This is a genomic window from Sphingobacterium spiritivorum, assembly GCF_016725325.1.
Taxonomy (GTDB): Bacteria; Bacteroidota; Bacteroidia; order Sphingobacteriales; family Sphingobacteriaceae; genus Sphingobacterium.
On sequence record NZ_CP068083.1, the window covers coordinates 894,086 to 913,339 of the forward strand.

Sequence of the window (19,254 nt, forward strand, 5' to 3'; positions counted from 1 at the left end):
ACAACCATTATGAACCAAATAAAAGCAGGCAAGTTTCGCTGGACAATATGTATCCTGTTGTTTTTTGCTACGACGATCAATTACTTAGACAGACAAGTGCTTTCATTAACCTGGAAAGACTTTATAGCTCCGGAATTTCACTGGACCAATAACGACTACGGAACTATTACCGCTTTATTTTCTATTTTCTATGCCGTCAGTATGTTGTTTGCAGGACGGTTTGTAGATTGGATGGACACAAAAAAAGGTTTTTTATGGGCCATTGGGATCTGGTCTTTCGGAGCCATACTACATGCTTTCTGTGGTATTGCGACTTCTGGAATAGTAGCAGGAGAATGGTTTGTCGGGTTTCATGGGGCAAAAGAAGCTATTTCAAAAATAAACGATGTCGGTCTGATCATTAATGTCAGTGTAACCCTGTTTATCTTTGCCCGTTTCTTACTTGCGGTAGGCGAAGCCGGAAACTTCCCCGCAGCGATTAAAGCGACTGCAGAATATTTTCCGAAAAAAGACAGAGCTTTATCCACCAGCATCTTTAATGCCGGTGCTACTATTGGAGCATTGGCAGCTCCGATTACAATACCTGTTATCGCTGCAAAATGGGGATGGGAAATGTCATTTATTATTATCGGAGCTTCTGGTTTTGTGTGGATGGGTTTCTGGACATTTATCTATAAAAAACCCGAAGTACACCCTAAAGTAAATGCTGCAGAACTGGCCTATATTCAGCAGGACACCCTTGCTGATACTGCTGCTGGTGTAGTGGAAGTGAAGAAAGTATCTTTTAAAGATTGCTTCAGACACAAGCAGACCTGGGCTTTTGCCTTTGGCAAATTTATGACTGACGGTGTATGGTGGTTCTATTTATTCTGGATGCCAGCCTACCTCAGTGAAGTTTATAATATCAAATCCTCTGATGGAGAAGGGCAATTAGCGATCTTCATACTCTATGCCATTACCTTATTATCTATCTATGGCGGATACCTTCCCACAGTATTAGTGGAGAAAAAAGGCATGAACCCATACGAAGGGCGGATGAAGGCCATGCTCATTTTCGCTTTCTTCCCGCTACTGGTTTTATTTGCTCAGCCATTAGGACATTTCTCTTATTGGTTCCCTGTGATTCTTGTAGGGATAGGCGGTGCCGCACATCAATCCTGGTCGGCTAATATTTTTTCTACAGTCGGCGATATGTTCCCGAAAGCAGCCATTGCTACCATTACCGGGATAGGAGGACTCGCCGGAGGAATAGGGTCATTTTTTATCAACAAAATTTCAGGATGGTTATTTGATCATGCCGAGCAAACACATATGCAATTCCTGGGCTTTCAGGGTGCTGAAGCAGGATATTTTATAATATTTTCTTTTTGTGCCATAGCCTATCTTATTGCATGGGTAGTAATGAAGGCTTTGGTTCCTAAAATGAAAATCGTAAATTTCTAAAAATAAAGAGTATTTCACACCATTAATTTCCATATGACGAATACCCCATATAAATAAAATATATTAATCAACCTTTAAATATTATGTCCTTAAACCTAGAAGACATATTCCTTCAGGAGGAAGATATTCCTGACGAGTATGCACTGCATGAGCAGATTGACCAACGTGAATATCTCTCCAACGGAGAGATGAAAGCCTGGAATGGCCCTGTCAATGAAGTCTTTTCACCTATCTGTGTCAAGACGAAAGATGGCTTGCAGCGAAAGCGTATCGGTAGTTTCCCCGTATGTACGGAAAAAGAATCTCAGGAAGCCCTGGATGCTGCTGTAGCCGCATATGACAACGGCAGAGGTCAATGGCCGACAATGAGTGTTGCTGACCGGATCACCTGTGTAGAAAATTTTACACATAAGATGATCGAACAGAAAAATATCGTCGTCAAACTGATCATGTGGGAAATCGGTAAATCATATACCGATTCCGTAAAAGAATTTGACCGCACGGTAGAATATATCTATGCTACGATAGATGCGTTAAAAGATATAGATCGCCAATCATCAGGTTTCACGATCGAACAGGGGATTATCGCGCAGATACGTCGTTCGCCACTGGGAGTGGTACTTTGTATGGGGCCATTCAACTACCCGTTGAATGAAACCTTCACGACGCTGATTCCTGCACTCATTATGGGTAATACGCTACTCTTCAAACCGCCTAAGCATGGTACACTTTTACACTATCCTTTATTGGAAGCATTCCGGTCCAGTTTTCCTAAAGGAGTAGTCAATACCATCTATGGACGTGGTAATAATATTGTTCCCGGGTTAATGCAGTCCGGTAAAATTAATGTACTGACACTCATAGGATCCAGTCGTGTAGCGGACGAACTGAAAAAGCTGCATCCTAAAGTAAACCGTCTCCGGGCTATTCTAGGACTTGATGCCAAGAATGCGGCTATCATCACCAAAGATGCTGATCTGGATCTTGCGGTATCCGAGACGTTATTAGGTTCTCTGTCCTTCAACGGTCAACGTTGTACAGCGATTAAGATCGTATATGTACATCGTAGCCTTGCACAGGAATTCCTGAAAAGACTATCTGCAGAAGTATCCAAATTAAAATACGGTATGCCATGGGAAAAAGGGGTTGCACTTACTCCTCTGCCGGAAGTTGGTAAACCGGCATATCTGGAGTCCTGTATTGCAGATGCGATAGCCAATGGAGCCAAAGTTGTCAATGAACACGGAGGAGAGACCCTGGAATCATTTGTATATCCGGCGATTGTATATCCGGTAAATCATGCCATGAAGCTGTATCGAGAAGAACAGTTTGGTCCTATTATTCCTGTAGTACCTTTCGATGATCTGGAAGAGCCTATAGAATATCTGATCGGCTCCCCGCATGGTCAACAGGTTTCCATATTCAGCAACAATGCTTCTGTAGTGTCATCTCTTATAGATCCCTTGGTCAATCAGGTGAGTCGTGTCAATATCAACTGCCAGTGTCAGCGCGGCCCGGACGTCTTTCCGTTCACAGGACGAAAAGACAGTGCCGAAGGAACGCTGTCGGTAGTCGATGCACTTCGCTCCTTCTCTATCCGTTCATTAGTAGCCACCAAATTCACCGATAGCAACAAAAAGCTATTCAATGAAATTGTAAGCGAAAATGAGTCTAATTTTCTAAGCACGAAGTATATCTTCTAATATTTAATTGTTTTAAAAATCAGAGCCTCGTTTACGATTGTAGACGAGGCTCATTTTTTGTTTATAAAAGCAGAAATTTACTACCGAAGTGCAGTTGCAAGCGTAAGATTTAATTCCCGTATGCCATCAACTACCAGCTTCGCAAGTTGCTCTGCTCCTTTGGGTGATAAGTGCGTATTGTCCTGAATACCCTTCGGGTAATTCTCGTGGCCCGGAGGCAGATGATTAAATAAGGAAACAGATCCTTCCTCTCCTAAACGGGAAAGTAAGCTATTTGTTTTAATCTGCATATCAATTAGAGGCACATTTAACTGTTTTGCCACCGCACGGGTTGCATCAGGGTAACCGCCATGCGTTTCAACCAGCTTGCCATTTATCCAGTTTCGGCGTTCTATAGGAGTCAACAGTACAGGAATAGCCCCTTTCTGACGTGTCTCTTCCACATACTCTGTAAGGTTGGCCTTAAATTTTTCCAGAGAAGTACCTACAGTAGGCTTATGAATTTTTTCATCATTGTGCCCGAATTCGATAAACACATAATCTCCGGGTTTTATCTTTTCCAATACCAGTCTCCAGTGATTCACCACTGTATGAGATTTTGTATTATAATCATGCTTAAAGGAAGCCGTGCTACGCCCGTTCAAAGCTCTGTTATCAACAATCACCTCCTGCTCATTAAACAGCTCCTGCAGCTTCATCCCCCATCCGGTTTCAGGGTAAGTTTTAGCCGTCTTATTTGCAGCTGTAGAATCTCCGATAATGTAAAGTGTAGCAGGTTCCTTCTTGGAAAAAGCATACAAACCGATGAGCACAGCAGTCAGAAAAATGACCGATAATCCTTTTTTTAGTTTACAATAATTCATATTAACAGATACTAATCTTTTCTTTAAGCAATAAACAGATAAAGGAATATTCGATATACTGAATACTCCTTTAAAATTTAAAATATGGATAACTAACTAAATCTCTATTTAATCCAGCGTGGATCTCCTACCCCATTTCCCTTGAGTGTATTGTTACTGATTGTAAAATCACCGTTTGCAGCATTCGCAAATCCCGGATCCAGGCTTGTTCCATTGGCATCTACTTTAACAGTCCCCGATGAGGTAACTTGCAGACTCGTAGCATTGAAATAGTTATTTCCACTCAATGTCGTAATATTAGTCTGTGATTGATTGGCTAATAAACCCACTGTACCTGTAACTATATTCTTAGTAAATGAAATACTGTGATTTGCCACCGGAATACGTACATAGAAAAACCTTCTGCTGGATGCATTGGCCAGTCCGACAAGTGTATTATTACTTACAGAAATACTAACTCCACCAGCCGGATACACATTAGTACCTGCCGCATCTATACGAATAAATTCACGGTCAGCAACCCCATAAACCGTATTATTCGTAAAAGAGATACTTAATGGAAATCCGGTACGGAAATCAATAAACTCTCCGCTGTTTCCATAATTCAGGAAGATATTGTTATTCATCTTCAGTGCTGCAACAGTACTGGATGAAGTTCCTGAGGTATTCATAATAATGACGCCGGCTTTATAGTTTCGTATTTCACTGCCTTCGATAATGATCTCTCCGTACACACCGTTACCTACAGTGATTGCATTATTCAGATTATTCCCACCATCAACAATTACATTTTGAAACTTCAAAGCCGCCCCTGCTGACAAGCTAAAACCTACATTGTTCAACACCGGCTTTTCCGATACGCGTGCAGCTACAATTGCAACAGGCTTGGATAATGCCAGTGACACACCTGTAGCTCCTACAAAATCATAATTACCTCCTGTCAGAGCAAAAGTTTCTCCTCCTTTGGCAGATGCAATTCCAGCTGTTAATTCTGCCACGGAAGTCACCAGAATAGCATCTCCTATATCTATCCCTGTTTTAAAGATCGCTGTGCCTCTTGTTTTTGTTCCATTCAGCAATATCGCACTATAGCTCGTCTCCGGAATCAGGCCTTCAATCAATGCCGAACCTTTTGCTATCTCATCCGCTGTAAGGGTCCGCTGAATATTGCCGGGAGAAAGACTAATACTGGTAACTGCGGCAGCTGCAGGCCAGCTCAATACCACAGATTTAGCTGTAATAGTGGCCAGATCCACCGGATTAAAGATCTGTTCTGAAGCAGTCTTTAATATTGTTGACACCCACTTTGAATCTTCCTTGCCGGTCATAGTACCTTTAACACGAATATAATATTCCGTATCTCCGGACAGACCGGAGATAGTGTATGGCAATTCACCGATTTTAATATTATCAATGGTCTTAAAAGGAGTTCCTTCGAAAGTTGCACTTTCAGACAACTCAACCGTATAGGCTTCTGCATTGATTGCTTTTGTCCAGGTCAATACAATAGATGTCTTACCATCCAGAATAGCTGTTAATCCTACCGGTGAAAAAGATTGATCTGTATCCAGGGTTTTGATCACTTCCAGAGAATCTTTGGAACAACCCGATAAAGAGAGGGAAATCCCTAAAACTCCGTATATAGCGTATTTTTTTAAATGTACTTTCATAATATCTAATCTTTAAAGCAGTTAGAAATTGTAACCACTATTTGTCAGTTGTCCGTTGCTCGCCTCAATAAAGAACTGCCAGATAGGCCAGAATTGTTGCATATTCGGGTCGCGGAGGAACATGGCATCCCAATAAGCTACCTGATCATTGTCTGCAGCCAGCTTCCACGTTTTAGAAGTCCCGTATGTAGCGCCTATTGCATCTGTTTCTCCTGCTTCCAGGCCATAGATACCGACAGATTCACCATCTGCCAATGTCTTATAATATACATTTTTAGGATAGCTTGCATATTTGCCCTGACGGTTTTCCAGTAGTTGCAGTTTTTGTTTGGCTTCATTAAGCTTGGCAGAGAGCAGATTCCAACGGATCAGGTCTCCCTTTCTCAGCATCTCTCCTGTAAATTCTAAGGAACGTTCGTCAACAATAGCATTAAAAAAGGCTTCTTTACTCACTGTTACAGCAGACATATATGCCGTTACTTTTTCCGGATGTGTAGGGAATGCACGATCCCGGATCATTTTGAGATATGTAGCTGCAGCCTGCGGTCCATCCAACTCATTTACAGATTCTGCAGCCATAAGAACCACATCTGAATAACGCATATACATCCAGTTGAGCCCGTCATCATTAGTAGACGTTACTACCCGCTTCATCCATTCATAACGATATTTTCCAAAGTACCACTTATTCAGATTTGTAGGCACCTGTTTACCATTGGTCCACTCATAAGGTACTACAGATACAGCACGTCTTACATCATCCTTATCATACTCATACCACATAATCGGATTCGGACCATTTGTACCACCTTTATTCTGCATAGTATACTTATCTGTAGTCGTATGTTTGACACCCAGATCAAACAATACACGTCCGCGACCTTCTGAAAACGGGATTTCCCACATTGACTCTTTACCTGCCAGATTCGTTTCCTGACATAGCGTCCTGAACACTTCCTCAAACCCTAGAAGTCGTAATGAACCGCTATTGATTACATCCAGGCATTCTTCTTTGGCGATCTGATACATCTTTGTACGCTCCAGATCCGGATCACGGCTCAGGCGCACTCCATCTGCATGCTGTGCATACCCACCTGCAGCAAGCGCTATACGCGCCCGCAATCCTTTTGCAAAAGCCTTGTTAACTTTCTCCACAGACTGAGTCTTTGTATTCCCGTTAGGCCATGGAAGATAATTTTCGGCTTCTTTGAGGTCGGCCAGTATTTGTTTGTAAATAACATCCCGGTCACTTCTCGGAACATACGTATTAGCAGACGTCAAGGGTTCAAATCGCGCTGGCACATCACCCCATCCTTTTACAAGATCGTTGTAAACCACAGCGCGCAAGACCAGCACTTCCCCAAGAATCTGAGCCAATTGTGCATTATTCTCAATATTTCCATATGTACGTAATCCGCGGATAGCCAGATTAGCACGTTCAATAGCCTCGTAAAATTTAGCCCAGGCATTATTGTCCGTATTCATCTGCGTATTATTTGCATTCGTCTGATAATTGGCTAACAAGCTTTTTTCATCAGTCGTATTTTTCAGTGAATTTCCCACCTCATTATCGGTATTGATACCATAATAAACAAGGTAACGTCCACGATATGAATTTGTCTCTCCGAATGACTGTAAGATTCCTGCCACAGCACCCTCCGCCAGTACAGGCGAAGAGAAAATAACAGACTCATCCATCGCAGACTGTACAGGTGCATCCAGAAGTTTATTACAAGAGACCAGAGAAGTCCCTAATACTGCTGCTAATGCTATTTTATAAAATGTCTTTTTCATCTCTAAATATTTTTGATCATTAATTGATGTCAATCCTTAGAAGCTCAGATTTACCCCTACCACATACAAGCGACTCTTAGGATAAGCAGAATAGTCTACCCCTGGTGTAAGTGCAGATTGTCTTCTGGTAGATACTTCCGGATCAAAGCCACTGTAATTTGTGATACGAAACAGATTATACCCTGTACCGTATATACGCAGATTCTTTACTTTGACTTTTTGCAGCAGATCACTTGAAAATGTGTATCCTAATGTCAATGTGCCTAACCGCAGGAATGAACCATCTTCTACAGCCCAGTCACTGAAGATAAACTGTTTGGTAAGTGGCGACCACAGCGTTGTATTTGCATTCATGGCTGCAAGCTGAGCAGGATCATTACTGATTGTCCCGTCAGGCAACAGATTCGTCCAGCGCTGCCCTTCTTCCATAATAGAGATCATATTACGGGAGTGATATTTACTGGTCTGTGTATATTCAATCTTATTGGCATTATAGATATCATTACCAAAACTCCAGTTGAAGAGTGCAGTAAGATCAAAATTCTTGTAACGTGTATTGATAGAGAAACCTCCGGTATGCTTAGGGTTGGCATTACCAATAATCGTCTTATCGTTTTCATTTATTTTGCCATCGCCATTGAGATCTTCCAGTTTCATAGATCCCGGACGGATCGTACCAATTACATCATTAGCAGTAGCGACTCCGTCTTTGAGTGTCCATATACCTTTTGCAGCATCATAGCCGGTAAAATCAGATACCTCATATCGACCGGCTGACTTATAGCCATACATCTGCCCGACAGCAGCGCCCGGTTGCACCCAGTAATCTGACCCGATCTCTGTAGAAGCCCATCTCGAAGGCCAGTTAATCGCATTCAGAAGTCCCAGAGAATTAACACGGTTTCTGTTGAAACTGATGTTTGCCGATACGTTGAGATCAAAATCTTTAGATTTGACAGCAGCCCAGTTTAAAGCAACCTCAATACCTTTATTCTGCGTTTCTCCCATATTACGGTACTGGCTGTCATATCCCACTCCTGCAATAGGATAGTCTATCAGCAGATCTTTCGTTTTATTGAGATAAGTTTCTACTGTACCTGTTACACGGCTATTAAATAAACTAAAGTCTAATCCCAGATTTCTGGTAATAGTTGTTTCCCACTTCAGATCCGGATTGGACATGATCTTAGAAGTAGACCAGAAACTACTGTATCCGTTAATCCATGAGGTCGGTGTAACAGTAAAGGTCGGATCGATCTGTCCCGTAGGAATGTTGTTATTACCTGCGGTACCGTAACTCAGTCTTAGTTTCAGATCATTCAGCCAGGATTTCGATGCATCCATAAATGCCTCATCTGAGATTCTCCATGCTCCGGAAACAGAAGGGAAATAGCCCCACTTATTACCCGGACCAAATTTAGAAGAACCATCAGCACGGAAGGTAGCACTTAGCAGATACTTCCCCCGAAAATCGTAGTTAGCACGACCGAAGAAAGATAATAAGATATCATTTGCATTGAAAAAATTCTCTGTAGAAAAGGGTTTACCCTGAGCGGTTAGTTTTCGGGTTTGATCAAAAGTAAAGGTAGACGGAAATCCGTGAACTGTATTCGTCAGTGCATTGGATTTAGTAAAAATATATTCCTGACCCAACAATACATTCAGATTGTGATCCTTATTAAGCAGACTTTTGAAATCATAGTTCAGCGTATTTGCTGTTCGGATAGATTGTCTTGAGATCTTGGATAAGATTACAGCCGGCAGATTTTGATTCTTATCTTCCGGTGTATTTCGCACATAGTAGGTCGTTTTGCCATAAAAACGATCATTGGAATTATTTCCGTCATCAAAGGTAAAATCTGTCTTAAAACGTAGATTATTTACGATTTCCCAACCTATACTACCATTTAAATTGTAACTGCGACGCTTCTGAAGCTGATCATTGTCAGCGATAAAAGTCAGCGGATCAAATAAATTAAACCCCTCATCGGTCTCTTCTGAATCTGTTAAGCCCTGAACAGGGATACCCGGATATACCATTACCGCTTTCAAACGCGAATCTGCAGATGATTTTTCATTCTGCTCATTAGCACCTCCCCCGTCAATCTTCATATCCGAAAAACGGAAACCAAGATCCAGTGTTACGCGCTTATGCAGCTTATGATTGAGCTTAAAATTGATATTCTGACGATTATATCCTGAAGACACCATAATAGCTTTATCCTTGATAAAATTATGACTAAAGCTGTACTTGGTCTTCTCACTACCACCACTCAGACTCACATTCTGATTAAAAGTATTACCTGTACGACCAAATACAATATCCTGCCAGTCATTCGTCGCCACTCCGTCATACAGATCTATATCCTGCCAGTTGCCAAAATATTTGGTATAGGTATCAATACTCTTGGTTAGTAAAGCACGCTCATACTGCCACTTGGCATAGTCCAGCGGCTGCAATACATCCAGCGTATTCGCAATGTTACGAATACCCCCAAAAGCATTGTAACTCACAGAAAATTTCCCTGTCTTGCTCGTCTTGGTCGTTACAATAATAACACCATTTGCACCTCTTGAACCATAGATTGCAGTAGAAGAAGCATCTTTCAGGACATCAATAGATTCGATATCCGAAGGTGCAATATCAGCGATAGTTGTCACCGGAAATCCATCCACAATGTAAAGAGGCGAGTTATCTCCCGTGATAGAGCCCCCACCCCGTACTCGTACTGTCATTTCAGCATCTGGTGATCCTTCCGTACTGGAAATATTCACACCCGAAAGACGTCCCTGTATAGCTTCCAACGCAGAAGCGACCGGAGCTTTGGAAATCACGTCTGCACTCACAGAAGCCACAGCTCCGGTCAGATCCTTTTTCTTGACGACTCCATACCCCACATTGACGGTCACTTCTTCCAGTGCATTAGTCACACTCTGCAGAGAAATGTTGAGGGTTGATTCAGATTTGAAGGGAACAGATTGCGTGGTATAGCCCACATAGGAAAATTGAAGTGTCCCGCCCTGAGCCGGAACATTAATTTTAAAATTCCCCTTACTGTCAGAACTGGTACTGACATTGGTACCAAGAACTTTTATACTGACTCCGGATAACGTTTGACCCGAGTCATCAGCCTTGATCGTACCTTGCAATTGTCTGTTTTGGGCAATAGAAACCCCTATCGACAGACAAAAAGCAGTTAATAGCATAAGCACTTTACTCATAAGTGATTAGTTTGAGTTAATAGATGTTATTATTTTTTTTTTAAATAAGAAGAAGGCAATAGTTACGGTTATCTGTCTAATTCTTATAATCGGTTATCATATCACAAAAATGCGAAGTAAATTCCAGTAGAAGCCGTTTTTGGGCCAAAAGTTATGCAATCGTTCCCGACATCGATTGCGGTCACAAAATAGGAAATCCCGTTTTGCTGTAATCTTGCCAACATTGCTTATATTTGTTAGGAATGAAATTTGAAAACTATACGATCAAGGATATTGCGCAGGCACTTAATCTATCTACTTCTACGGTCTCCAGGGCACTAAGAGATAGCTATGAAATTAGTCCGGAAACCAAGAAAATCGTATTAGAATATGCCGAAAAAGTAAACTACCGTGCCAACCCTATAGCCAGAAGTCTGAAAGAAAAAAGAAGCTATTCTATTGGGATTGTACTCAGTGAAATTGCAAACAATTTTTTCTCTCAGGTTATTAATGGAGTAGAGTCTGTTGCCTATCAGAAGAACTATAATGTGATGATCTCCCAGACTCATGAATCGGCTGAAAGAGAAAAACTCAATGTAGAATATCTGAGTTCCAGATCCGTAGATGGATTGCTGATAGCCTTAGCTTCCGAGACAGAAGATATCTCGTACCTAAGAAAACTATATGAAAGAGGGTTTCCTATCGTGTTCTTTGATCGGGTGCCGGAAGATTTCGATACGTTCAAGGTCATTGTCAACAATTACAAAGGAGCTTTTGCGGCCACAGAACAATTGATTCTGTCCGGAAAAAGAAAAATTGCGCATCTCAACAATGCCAAAAATCTTTCTATCACACGGGAACGGTTAAAAGGCTATCAGGATGCATTGAAAAAATACCATATTCCCTTTAATGAAGATCTGGTAAAACATTGTTTATACGGAGGTATGAATCTCAATGAACTGGAAAATGTTGTAGATGAACTTTTAGAGCAGAATTTCGATGCCATATTTATATCAGGTGATCGTCTGTCTACCGGTTTTTTACTGGCTCTCAAAACCAAAAATCCGGAATTGGCCAATAAGATTGCGATATCAGGCTTTACCAATTCAAATGTCGTGAGTCTCTTCTCCCCGACCATGAATGTTGTCAGACAACCTGCAGTAGAAATGGGTAAAATAGCGACAGAGCTGCTTATCAAAATGATAGAATCCAATTACCCTATTGAGGAATTCGAAACTATTATACTACAGACAGAATTAATCAAGGCCAACTAAGAATAAAAGCCTTACTATAAAAAATCCCGATACAATTCGATTGTATCGGGATTTTTTCAGCTAAGCACAAATTTAGTCCACTGTATTGAGTTGTATTGGCAGCGTATACATTACCCTGACCGGTCTCCCGTTTTGAACTCCGGGAGTCCATTTCTGATTGTATTTTTTTAACACAGCCAGTCCAGCTTCACCTGTTCCATATCCCAGATCTTGTGCAATTTTGAAATCTGTCAGTGAACCATCTTTCTCCACAACAAAAGTGAGTAGTATTTTACCATTTACACCTGATTTCACGGCTTCACTTGGATACTGATAATTATTCCCGATAAACATCATAAATTTCTGAAAACCTTCTGTCGGCTCCGGACCTTTTTCAACTTTCGTTAAAACTATATACTCATCTGGAGGACTAGGTACTCCTGCTTTTGGAGAAATATCCCTTTGTTCTGTTTCGGTATTTTGTGTGGCACTGGCAGCGACTAATCTCAAAGGCACTGTATAAGCAACCCTTACCGCTTTACCATTATTTAATCCCGGCTTCCATTTCTCCGCCATTTTAAGTACTCGTATAGCTTCTTCTCCTGTACCATAGCCCATATCTTTTGTAATTTTAAAATTTGACAGAGATCCATCTTTTTCCACGATAAAAGCTACCGTCACTATCCCATTTACTTTATTGTCAACAGCAGCTTTTGGATAGACATAGTTTTGCCCTATTAATGTCATAAAAGCTTTCATACCCCCTGGAGGCTCCGGAAGAACTTCCGCAGTCTTTACGACCGGCTCTTGCTGTTGTGTAGGTTTCTTATCCTCTACATCTACTTTTTGCCTCTGAAAACTGGGTGCCTCCGGTAGAGGAAGATGCACATCCATTACCTTAGATACCAGATCTGTCTTGACAACATCTAATGTTTTATTAAAGGCTAATGCTGTAACTCCTAAACCAACGGTTAAAGGAAGTAGCAACACGTATTTTATCCTATTGATGGATTTTGATCTGTTCTGAAATAACATCATAATTCTTTTCTTTAAAAATGATTGATTAGAAAACTCATGAAACATTACATGAGCAGGCACGCTCATTGCGTTCGCTACCAATACTTCAGCATAGGAACGCTTGTCCAGTCCGGAGCAGATTTGATCAGCAATGCATTCGTGCTGAAATTTTAATTCCTTAATATAAAAGTATAGTACAGGGTTGAACCAGTTGAAAATACGGACAATCTCTACAAACAGGATATCGTAAGTATGTCGTTGTTTCACGTGGACATCTTCATGTGCATAGATCAGAGGAGCATTTGCGACTGCATCACCAACATAGATCTGTTGCAAAAACGAAAAAGACATGTTCGGATTTTGCTTTTTGAATAATCTGAAAATACGCAGTAATCTGATTAGAAAATAAACAACGGCCACACTTACAGTTACCCAATACACCACAATCACACTAAATGTGAGAGGTTTAGGATTCAGCACAATGACGTCTCCCTGCACAGCGATCATATTCATTTTGATTACAGGAATAATATCGGCAGCATATACGCTATCGGAAAAATCCATAAACTGCAATGCGGGTACAATCAGGGAAACTAATAATGCTCCTATCAGATAAACTCTGTTCCACTGAAAAAAAGTAAGCTTTCTTAGTAGCAGGTAGTACAACATATACAATACCAGCATACTACAATTGGCCATAATCAGGTAAGTCATCATAATACTTTTGTTTATAATAATGTCGATCCGCTTGGTTATTTTTTCTGTTTGGCAATTAGTTCCAACAATTCATTTACATCTTTCAGATTCAGTTTATCTTCCTCCAGAAAGAAGGACAACATACTCTTTGCTGAATTATCGAAATAATTGTTCAACAATTTACCCGTAATTACTTTCTTATACTCTTCTTTTGAAATCTTAGGCAGATATTGATGACTCTTGCCGTAAGATTTGTGCATCAGGAAACCCTTGGTTTCCAATATCCGCACGATAGTAGACACGGTATTATATGCTGGCTTCGGTTCCGGAAGGCGTTCGATAACATCTTTTACAAATCCGCCGTTCATTTCCCAAAGCTCATGCATAATTTGTTCCTCTGCTTTTGTAAGTTCTTTGATTTCGTCCATAACTCTATGAATAATAAGACAATATTGCCAGTAATCGATTATAAAACAAGTTTAAAACTAAATATTTAGTTTTACAACTATATTTTTAGTTTTAAATAATAAAAGACTGAATATCAATCATATAAATTTAAAATTAAATCTAATTGTATCACAGATTACTCATCAAATTTCTTACTTCTGGTTTTCTTCAGGTCAGATTGTCTCCTTTTCCTGTCCAGACGATCAACAACTTTAGAATAGGGAATTTTTGTTTTCTTTCTGGCTTTAACAGGGGTTAAAGCTGTGTCAATAAGAGTCAGAAACCGCTGAATAGCAATTTCTTTATTCCTGACCTGAGATCGGTCATTATCACTTTCCAACTGTAATATTCCATCTTTATTAATGCGATTGGAAAGAACATGAAACAGAGTAGCCTTTTGATCAGCTGAAAAAACTGTACTCCCGGCTACATCCCACTGCAGAAGAACTTTAGAAGATACTTTATTAACATGTTGACCTCCTGCACCGCCGGATCTGGAAAATTTGAATACAAGTTCTGTAAGCAGAATCTCTTTATTAGCTATCATGATACAAAAATAGAAAGTTTAGCAGGCAGATCCTACTTGTTCAGTTTACTTTCAAGTTTATCAATCTTTTCAATCAGATTTTTGATAACATCCACCTGAAACTGCTGCATTTCGACCAGTTCTTGTTCCTTATGAATGATCAGATGATCGATTTTCTCATGCAGTGCACGGATTTCAAGCTCAGCTTTCAGATTGACCATATAATCATTCTTGGCACGTTCACGATCCTTCTCTTCCTGCCTGTTCTGGCTCATCATAATCACAGGTGCCTGCAGAGCTGCAATACAGGAGAGGATCAGATTGAGTAAAATAAAAGGATAAGGATCAAAACCTTTGTTACTTAACCAATATATATTCACCAATATCCACAAGATCAGAAAAGCGATGAAAGAAAGAATAAATGTCCAGCTACCGCCAAATTCAGCAACTTTGTCTGAGACTTTATCCCCAAAGTTCATGGTATCCTGATCCTGGTCCAAAGATGCTGATATAAGCTCATTATTTTTCAGACTATCCAGTACCATCTGATCAAGCTGAGTAAGCTCTCCTATTTCCTTTTTAAGAATAGAGGACAGATATTTTTCTTTATAATAATCCAATTCACCTGTTGACAAGCATTTATCACGGTCAAATCCCTGATGATCTTCCTGAATCAACTGCACTATTGCATTTCTCAGCGTAGAGCCAAGTACCTTCTCTCTTACAGGATACGGATTGCCGGAAAGATCACTGATGAATGTTTTCATATCTAATTTTACATTTCAAATATTGTCCGCCCACCGGCGGATACAGATGGTATGCACAAGTATCCGTGTGACTTCTGCTACACACATATTTCATAAATAGATAAAATAATATCCCAATTTACATAATATATCCTGTTAGCACGTGGATTTTATATTTACTATTTTACTTTACAAATCTCATTTGCCTTTGCTGTCTCAAAAATTTTGCAGAATTATGGCAATTAAGATATCCTCTCCTGTCCGAAATAATCTTTAATTTGCATCAGATAAATTTTGAACATGAAAATAGGAATAGTTTGTTACCCTACATTTGGAGGAAGTGGTGTTGTTGCTACAGAATTAGGTAAAGCCCTGGCAGCAAATGGTCATGAAATACACTTTATTACGTACCGCCAACCTGCCCGTCTGGATTTTTTCTCTGAAAATCTGTTCTATCATGAGGTTGCCGTATCACAATATCCCCTTTTCGATTTTTTACCATACGAATCAGCCCTTGCCAGTAAACTGGTAGATGTAGTCAGATTTGAAAAGCTCGATGTACTACATGTACACTATGCTATTCCGCATGCTTCAGCAGCCTTTATGGCCAAGCAGATTCTGGCTACTTATGGGATTAATATTCCTGTCATAACGACTCTGCATGGTACCGATATTACCTTAGTAGGTAAAGATAAAAGCTTCAGCCCTGTTGTGACCTTCTCGATCAACCAGTCGGACGGCGTTACAGCAGTATCAGAAAATTTGAAGTCCCAAACACTGGAATACTTTGATATCAATAAAGATATTCAGGTCATTCCTAATTTTATAGATCTGGAAAGATTCAGCAATAAGGATCGCTCCCACTTCAAAAAAGCCATTGCCCCTTTTGATGAGCGTATCCTCATACACACATCCAACTTCCGTAAAGTAAAGAAGACAGATGATGTGATTCGAATCTTTCAAAAGGTTAACGAAAAGATCCCAAGCAAGTTGCTTATGGTAGGTGACGGCCCGGAAAGAAGAAACGCAGAAGAATTATCGCGTGAGCTGGGTGTCTGTCACGATGTGCGTTTCTTAGGCAAGCAGGATGCTATTGAAGAAATACTTTCCGTTTCCGATCTGTTTTTGATGCCTTCCAGTTCAGAAAGTTTCGGACTGGCAGCCTTAGAAGCTATGGCTTGCAAAGTACCGGTAATCTCGACCAATACAGGTGGTCTGCCGGAATTGAACGTGAATGGTGTAACCGGATATCTCAGTGATGTTGGCAATGTAGATGAAATGGCCGCAAATGCAATCAGTGTTCTGGAAGATTGTGACAGACTTCTTCAGTTTAAAGAGGCTGCACTCAACCGCGCCAAAGACTTCCAGCTGAGTAATATTATGCCCAAATATGAGAATTACTACAATGAAGTAATTGAGAAGGTCAAAAAAGGTTGATTTTCTTCAAACAGGCAATAAAGGGATTAAAAAAATTATCATATCTTTGGCTTTTGGAAAACTTCCAAAAGAAAATCATGAAATATAAACGCATCCTACTCAAACTCAGCGGAGAAGCCTTAATGGGCGAACAAAATTACGGCATCGACATTCACCGTGTCAGACAATATGCCAATGACATCAAAGAAATCCATAGCATGGGCATGGAAATCGCAATCGTTATTGGAGGAGGTAATATCTACAGAGGATTAAGTGCTGAAAAATCTGGTATGGATCGTGTTCAGGCAGATTACATGGGGATGCTGGCAACAGTAATCAACAGTATGGCTCTTCAGGATGCACTTGAAAAAGTCGAATTAAAAACTCGCCTTCTTACGGCAATCAAGATGGAACAGATCTGTGAGCCTTTTATTCGCAGAAGAGCAGTAAGACACCTGGAAAAGGGAAGAATTGTCATCTTCGGAGCCGGTACCGGAAATCCATATTTCACAACAGATACAGCAGCTTCATTAAGAGCTATCGAGATCAATGCAGATGCAGTATTAAAAGGTACACGCGTAGATGGTATATACACTGCAGATCCTGAAAAAGATCCTTCAGCTACCCGTTTTGATGAGATTTCCTTTACAGAAGTTTATGAAAGAGGCTTGAATGTAATGGATATGACCGCATTCACGCTTTGTCAGGAAAACAATCTGCCAATCATTGTATTCGATATGAACAAAGAAGGTAACCTGAAAAAACTGGCCAACGGTGAACATGTAGGAACTGTTGTCCGCTAATAATACATAAGAAAATATAACAAACATAATATGAACGAACTGATTTCTCTTCAACTTGATGACTGTAAGGATTCAATGACTAAAGCAGTATCATTCGCGGAGTCTGAATTGACAAAAATCCGTGCAGGTAAAGCATCCCCGTCTATGTTAGATGGTATTTCTGTAGATTATTACGGAAGCCCTACCCCATTAGCACAAGTGAGTAATGTCAATACTACAGATGCACGCACAATTGTTATCCAACCTTGGGAAAAATCACTGATAAGTGCTATCGAAAAAGCAATTATCGATTCTAATCTGGGTCTTAATCCACAAAATGACGGTATCGTCATTCGTTTGGTAGTACCGGCATTGACTGAAGAAAGAAGACGTGACCTGGTAAAAAAAGCGAAAGAAGAAGCTGAAAAAGGACGTATTGCTATTCGTAACATCCGTAAGGATACGAACGAATCGATCAAAAAACTTAAAAATGACGGTGCGTCAGAAGACGAAATCAAAGTTGGTGAAGCTGAAGTACAGAAACTGACTGACAGTTTCATCATACAAGTGGATAAACTGGCAGAATTGAAAGAAAAAGATATTATGACCGTCTAAGTCCTGATATCTCACGTAAAAAGAGCCCTTAAATTAAGGGCTCTTTTTATTTAGTTTTATATTGTGTAAATTGACATTGGATTATCTTAAAAAACAAACTATGAACAAATCTAGGAGAAAATTCTTAAAACAAGCTGGTGTCGGTGTTTCAGCGGCTTTTTTAAGTCCGTATCTTCTTTCCTGTGAATCCAAAAAGATCGCAGAAGGACCTTTCCAGCATATCGGAATCCAATTATACACCTTAAGGGATGAATTGGCAAAAGATGCAAAAGGAACAATTGAGAAGATCGCAAAAATTGGTTACAAACACGTGGAGACATTTGGTGTAGATGTGACCAAAGGAGAATTTTTCGGATTACCGATCAAAGATTTCAAAAAGGTATTAGAGGACAATAATCTGGTAACCCACAGCGGACATTATGACCTGTCAAAATACCTGAGCAAAAATCATGAAGATAAAGAGAGTATCGAACGTTATGTAGAGATTGCCAAAGAATTAGGACAATCTTATGTAGTCGCTCCGGTAACACCTATGTTTGATATCAATGCTTTAAAATCTGCAGATTATCAATACGCAGCAGAACAACTCAATAAAGCCGGAGAAATATCTAAAAAATCAGGTATTAAAATGGGCTATCACAATCACTTCTGGGAGTTCAGAGATCAGCCAAACGGAACAAAAGGATTAGATATCCTGATAGCATTTACTGAACCTGAGCTGGTAGACTTTGAGCTGGATCTGTACTGGATTGAAAAATCAGGATTAAGCCCTCAATCTTACTTTGAAAAATATCCAAACCGCTTCTCTATGTGGCACGTGAAAGATATGGACAAAGCTTTTACCAAACCGATAGTTGGAGGAGAACAGGACAAACTCGGATTCGGAGATATTATAAAAGAAATCAAATATGCTGAAGTAGGTACCGGAAATATAGATTTTACAAATATTGTAAAATATGCAGACAAATCTGGTCTGAAGTATGCCTTTGTAGAACAGGACGATATTTATATGGCCGATAAATTTGCCAGTATCCAAAAGAGCTACGATTATGTAGAGAACACCTTATCAAAGATCAAATAGA

General features: G+C 40.1%; 15 protein-coding genes. 7 read left to right on the forward strand and 8 right to left on the reverse strand.

The features are described from left to right. Positions 1-9: 9 nt before the first annotated feature. Together I6J02_RS03640 and I6J02_RS03645 are read left to right on the forward strand one after the other, a co-directional pair. Positions 10-1,443: an MFS transporter gene (locus tag I6J02_RS03640; RefSeq protein ID WP_201680498.1), complete on the forward strand. Its 1,434-nt coding sequence runs from the start codon at positions 10-12 to the stop codon at positions 1,441-1,443. Positions 1,444-1,526: 83 nt separating this feature from the next. Next, positions 1,527-3,146, forward strand: coding sequence for an NADP-dependent glyceraldehyde-3-phosphate dehydrogenase (locus tag I6J02_RS03645; protein ID WP_201680499.1), 1,620 nt, complete (start codon positions 1,527-1,529; stop codon positions 3,144-3,146). Between the two features lie 80 nt (positions 3,147-3,226). Here the strand turns inward: I6J02_RS03645 and I6J02_RS03650 are convergent, their stop codons facing one another. The 4 genes from I6J02_RS03650 to I6J02_RS03665 all read right to left on the reverse strand — a co-directional run bounded on the left by I6J02_RS03650 (position 3,227) and on the right by I6J02_RS03665 (position 10,695). Further along, the gene (locus I6J02_RS03650; protein WP_201680500.1) at positions 3,227-4,009 is read right to left on the reverse strand and encodes a rhamnogalacturonan acetylesterase; all 783 of its coding nucleotides are present in this window, start codon (positions 4,007-4,009) and stop codon (positions 3,227-3,229) included. Positions 4,010-4,113: 104 nt separating this feature from the next. Next, positions 4,114-5,679 carry a DUF5123 domain-containing protein gene (locus tag I6J02_RS03655; protein ID WP_201680501.1) on the reverse strand — a complete coding sequence of 522 codons (1,566 nt, stop codon included), beginning with the start codon at positions 5,677-5,679 and terminating at the stop codon, positions 4,114-4,116. A gap of 21 nt (positions 5,680-5,700) precedes the next feature. Continuing rightward, positions 5,701-7,473 (reverse strand): RagB/SusD family nutrient uptake outer membrane protein, encoded by a 1,773-nt coding sequence (locus tag I6J02_RS03660; protein ID WP_201680502.1) that lies wholly within the window; start codon positions 7,471-7,473, stop codon positions 5,701-5,703. A 36-nt stretch (positions 7,474-7,509) separates the two neighbouring features. Next, on the reverse strand, positions 7,510-10,695 hold the full coding sequence (locus I6J02_RS03665) for a SusC/RagA family TonB-linked outer membrane protein (RefSeq protein ID WP_201680503.1): 3,186 nt from the start codon (positions 10,693-10,695) through the stop codon (positions 7,510-7,512). A gap of 242 nt (positions 10,696-10,937) precedes the next feature. Between I6J02_RS03665 and I6J02_RS03670 the strand changes: the two genes are divergently transcribed. Next, positions 10,938-11,948 (forward strand): LacI family DNA-binding transcriptional regulator, encoded by a 1,011-nt coding sequence (locus I6J02_RS03670; RefSeq protein ID WP_201680504.1) that lies wholly within the window; start codon positions 10,938-10,940, stop codon positions 11,946-11,948. Between the two features lie 72 nt (positions 11,949-12,020). Here I6J02_RS03670 and I6J02_RS03675 read toward each other — a convergent pair whose 3' ends face one another. From I6J02_RS03675 to I6J02_RS03690, 4 genes are all read right to left on the reverse strand, one after another. Beyond that, on the reverse strand, positions 12,021-13,661 hold the full coding sequence (locus tag I6J02_RS03675) for a M56 family metallopeptidase (RefSeq protein ID WP_201680505.1): 1,641 nt from the start codon (positions 13,659-13,661) through the stop codon (positions 12,021-12,023). A gap of 35 nt (positions 13,662-13,696) precedes the next feature. Further along, positions 13,697-14,068 (reverse strand): BlaI/MecI/CopY family transcriptional regulator, encoded by a 372-nt coding sequence (locus I6J02_RS03680; RefSeq protein ID WP_201680506.1) that lies wholly within the window; start codon positions 14,066-14,068, stop codon positions 13,697-13,699. Positions 14,069-14,223: 155 nt separating this feature from the next. Continuing rightward, positions 14,224-14,634: an alternative ribosome rescue aminoacyl-tRNA hydrolase ArfB gene (gene arfB, locus I6J02_RS03685; protein WP_201680507.1), complete on the reverse strand. Its 411-nt coding sequence runs from the start codon at positions 14,632-14,634 to the stop codon at positions 14,224-14,226. Positions 14,635-14,666: 32 nt separating this feature from the next. Further along, positions 14,667-15,380 carry a DUF1003 domain-containing protein gene (locus I6J02_RS03690; protein ID WP_201680508.1) on the reverse strand — a complete coding sequence of 238 codons (714 nt, stop codon included), beginning with the start codon at positions 15,378-15,380 and terminating at the stop codon, positions 14,667-14,669. Positions 15,381-15,659: 279 nt separating this feature from the next. On the opposite strand from I6J02_RS03690, the gene bshA reads away from it, so the two are divergent. The 4 genes from bshA (at position 15,660) to I6J02_RS03710 (ending at position 19,253) form a co-directional block, all read left to right on the forward strand. Continuing rightward, positions 15,660-16,796, forward strand: a complete 1,137-nt coding sequence (gene bshA / locus I6J02_RS03695) for an N-acetyl-alpha-D-glucosaminyl L-malate synthase BshA (RefSeq protein WP_201680509.1) — start codon at positions 15,660-15,662, stop codon at positions 16,794-16,796. Positions 16,797-16,873: 77 nt separating this feature from the next. Beyond that, entirely contained in the window at positions 16,874-17,578 is a 705-nt protein-coding gene (pyrH, locus tag I6J02_RS03700; protein WP_201680510.1) for a UMP kinase, read from the forward strand. A 30-nt stretch (positions 17,579-17,608) separates the two neighbouring features. Beyond that, positions 17,609-18,172 (forward strand): ribosome recycling factor, encoded by a 564-nt coding sequence (gene frr, locus I6J02_RS03705; protein WP_201680511.1) that lies wholly within the window; start codon positions 17,609-17,611, stop codon positions 18,170-18,172. A gap of 100 nt (positions 18,173-18,272) precedes the next feature. Then, a complete protein-coding gene (locus I6J02_RS03710) occupies positions 18,273-19,253 on the forward strand; it encodes a sugar phosphate isomerase/epimerase family protein (RefSeq protein WP_201680512.1) in 981 nt (326 codons plus the stop codon). The last annotated feature ends 1 nt before the right edge of the window (position 19,254 follow it).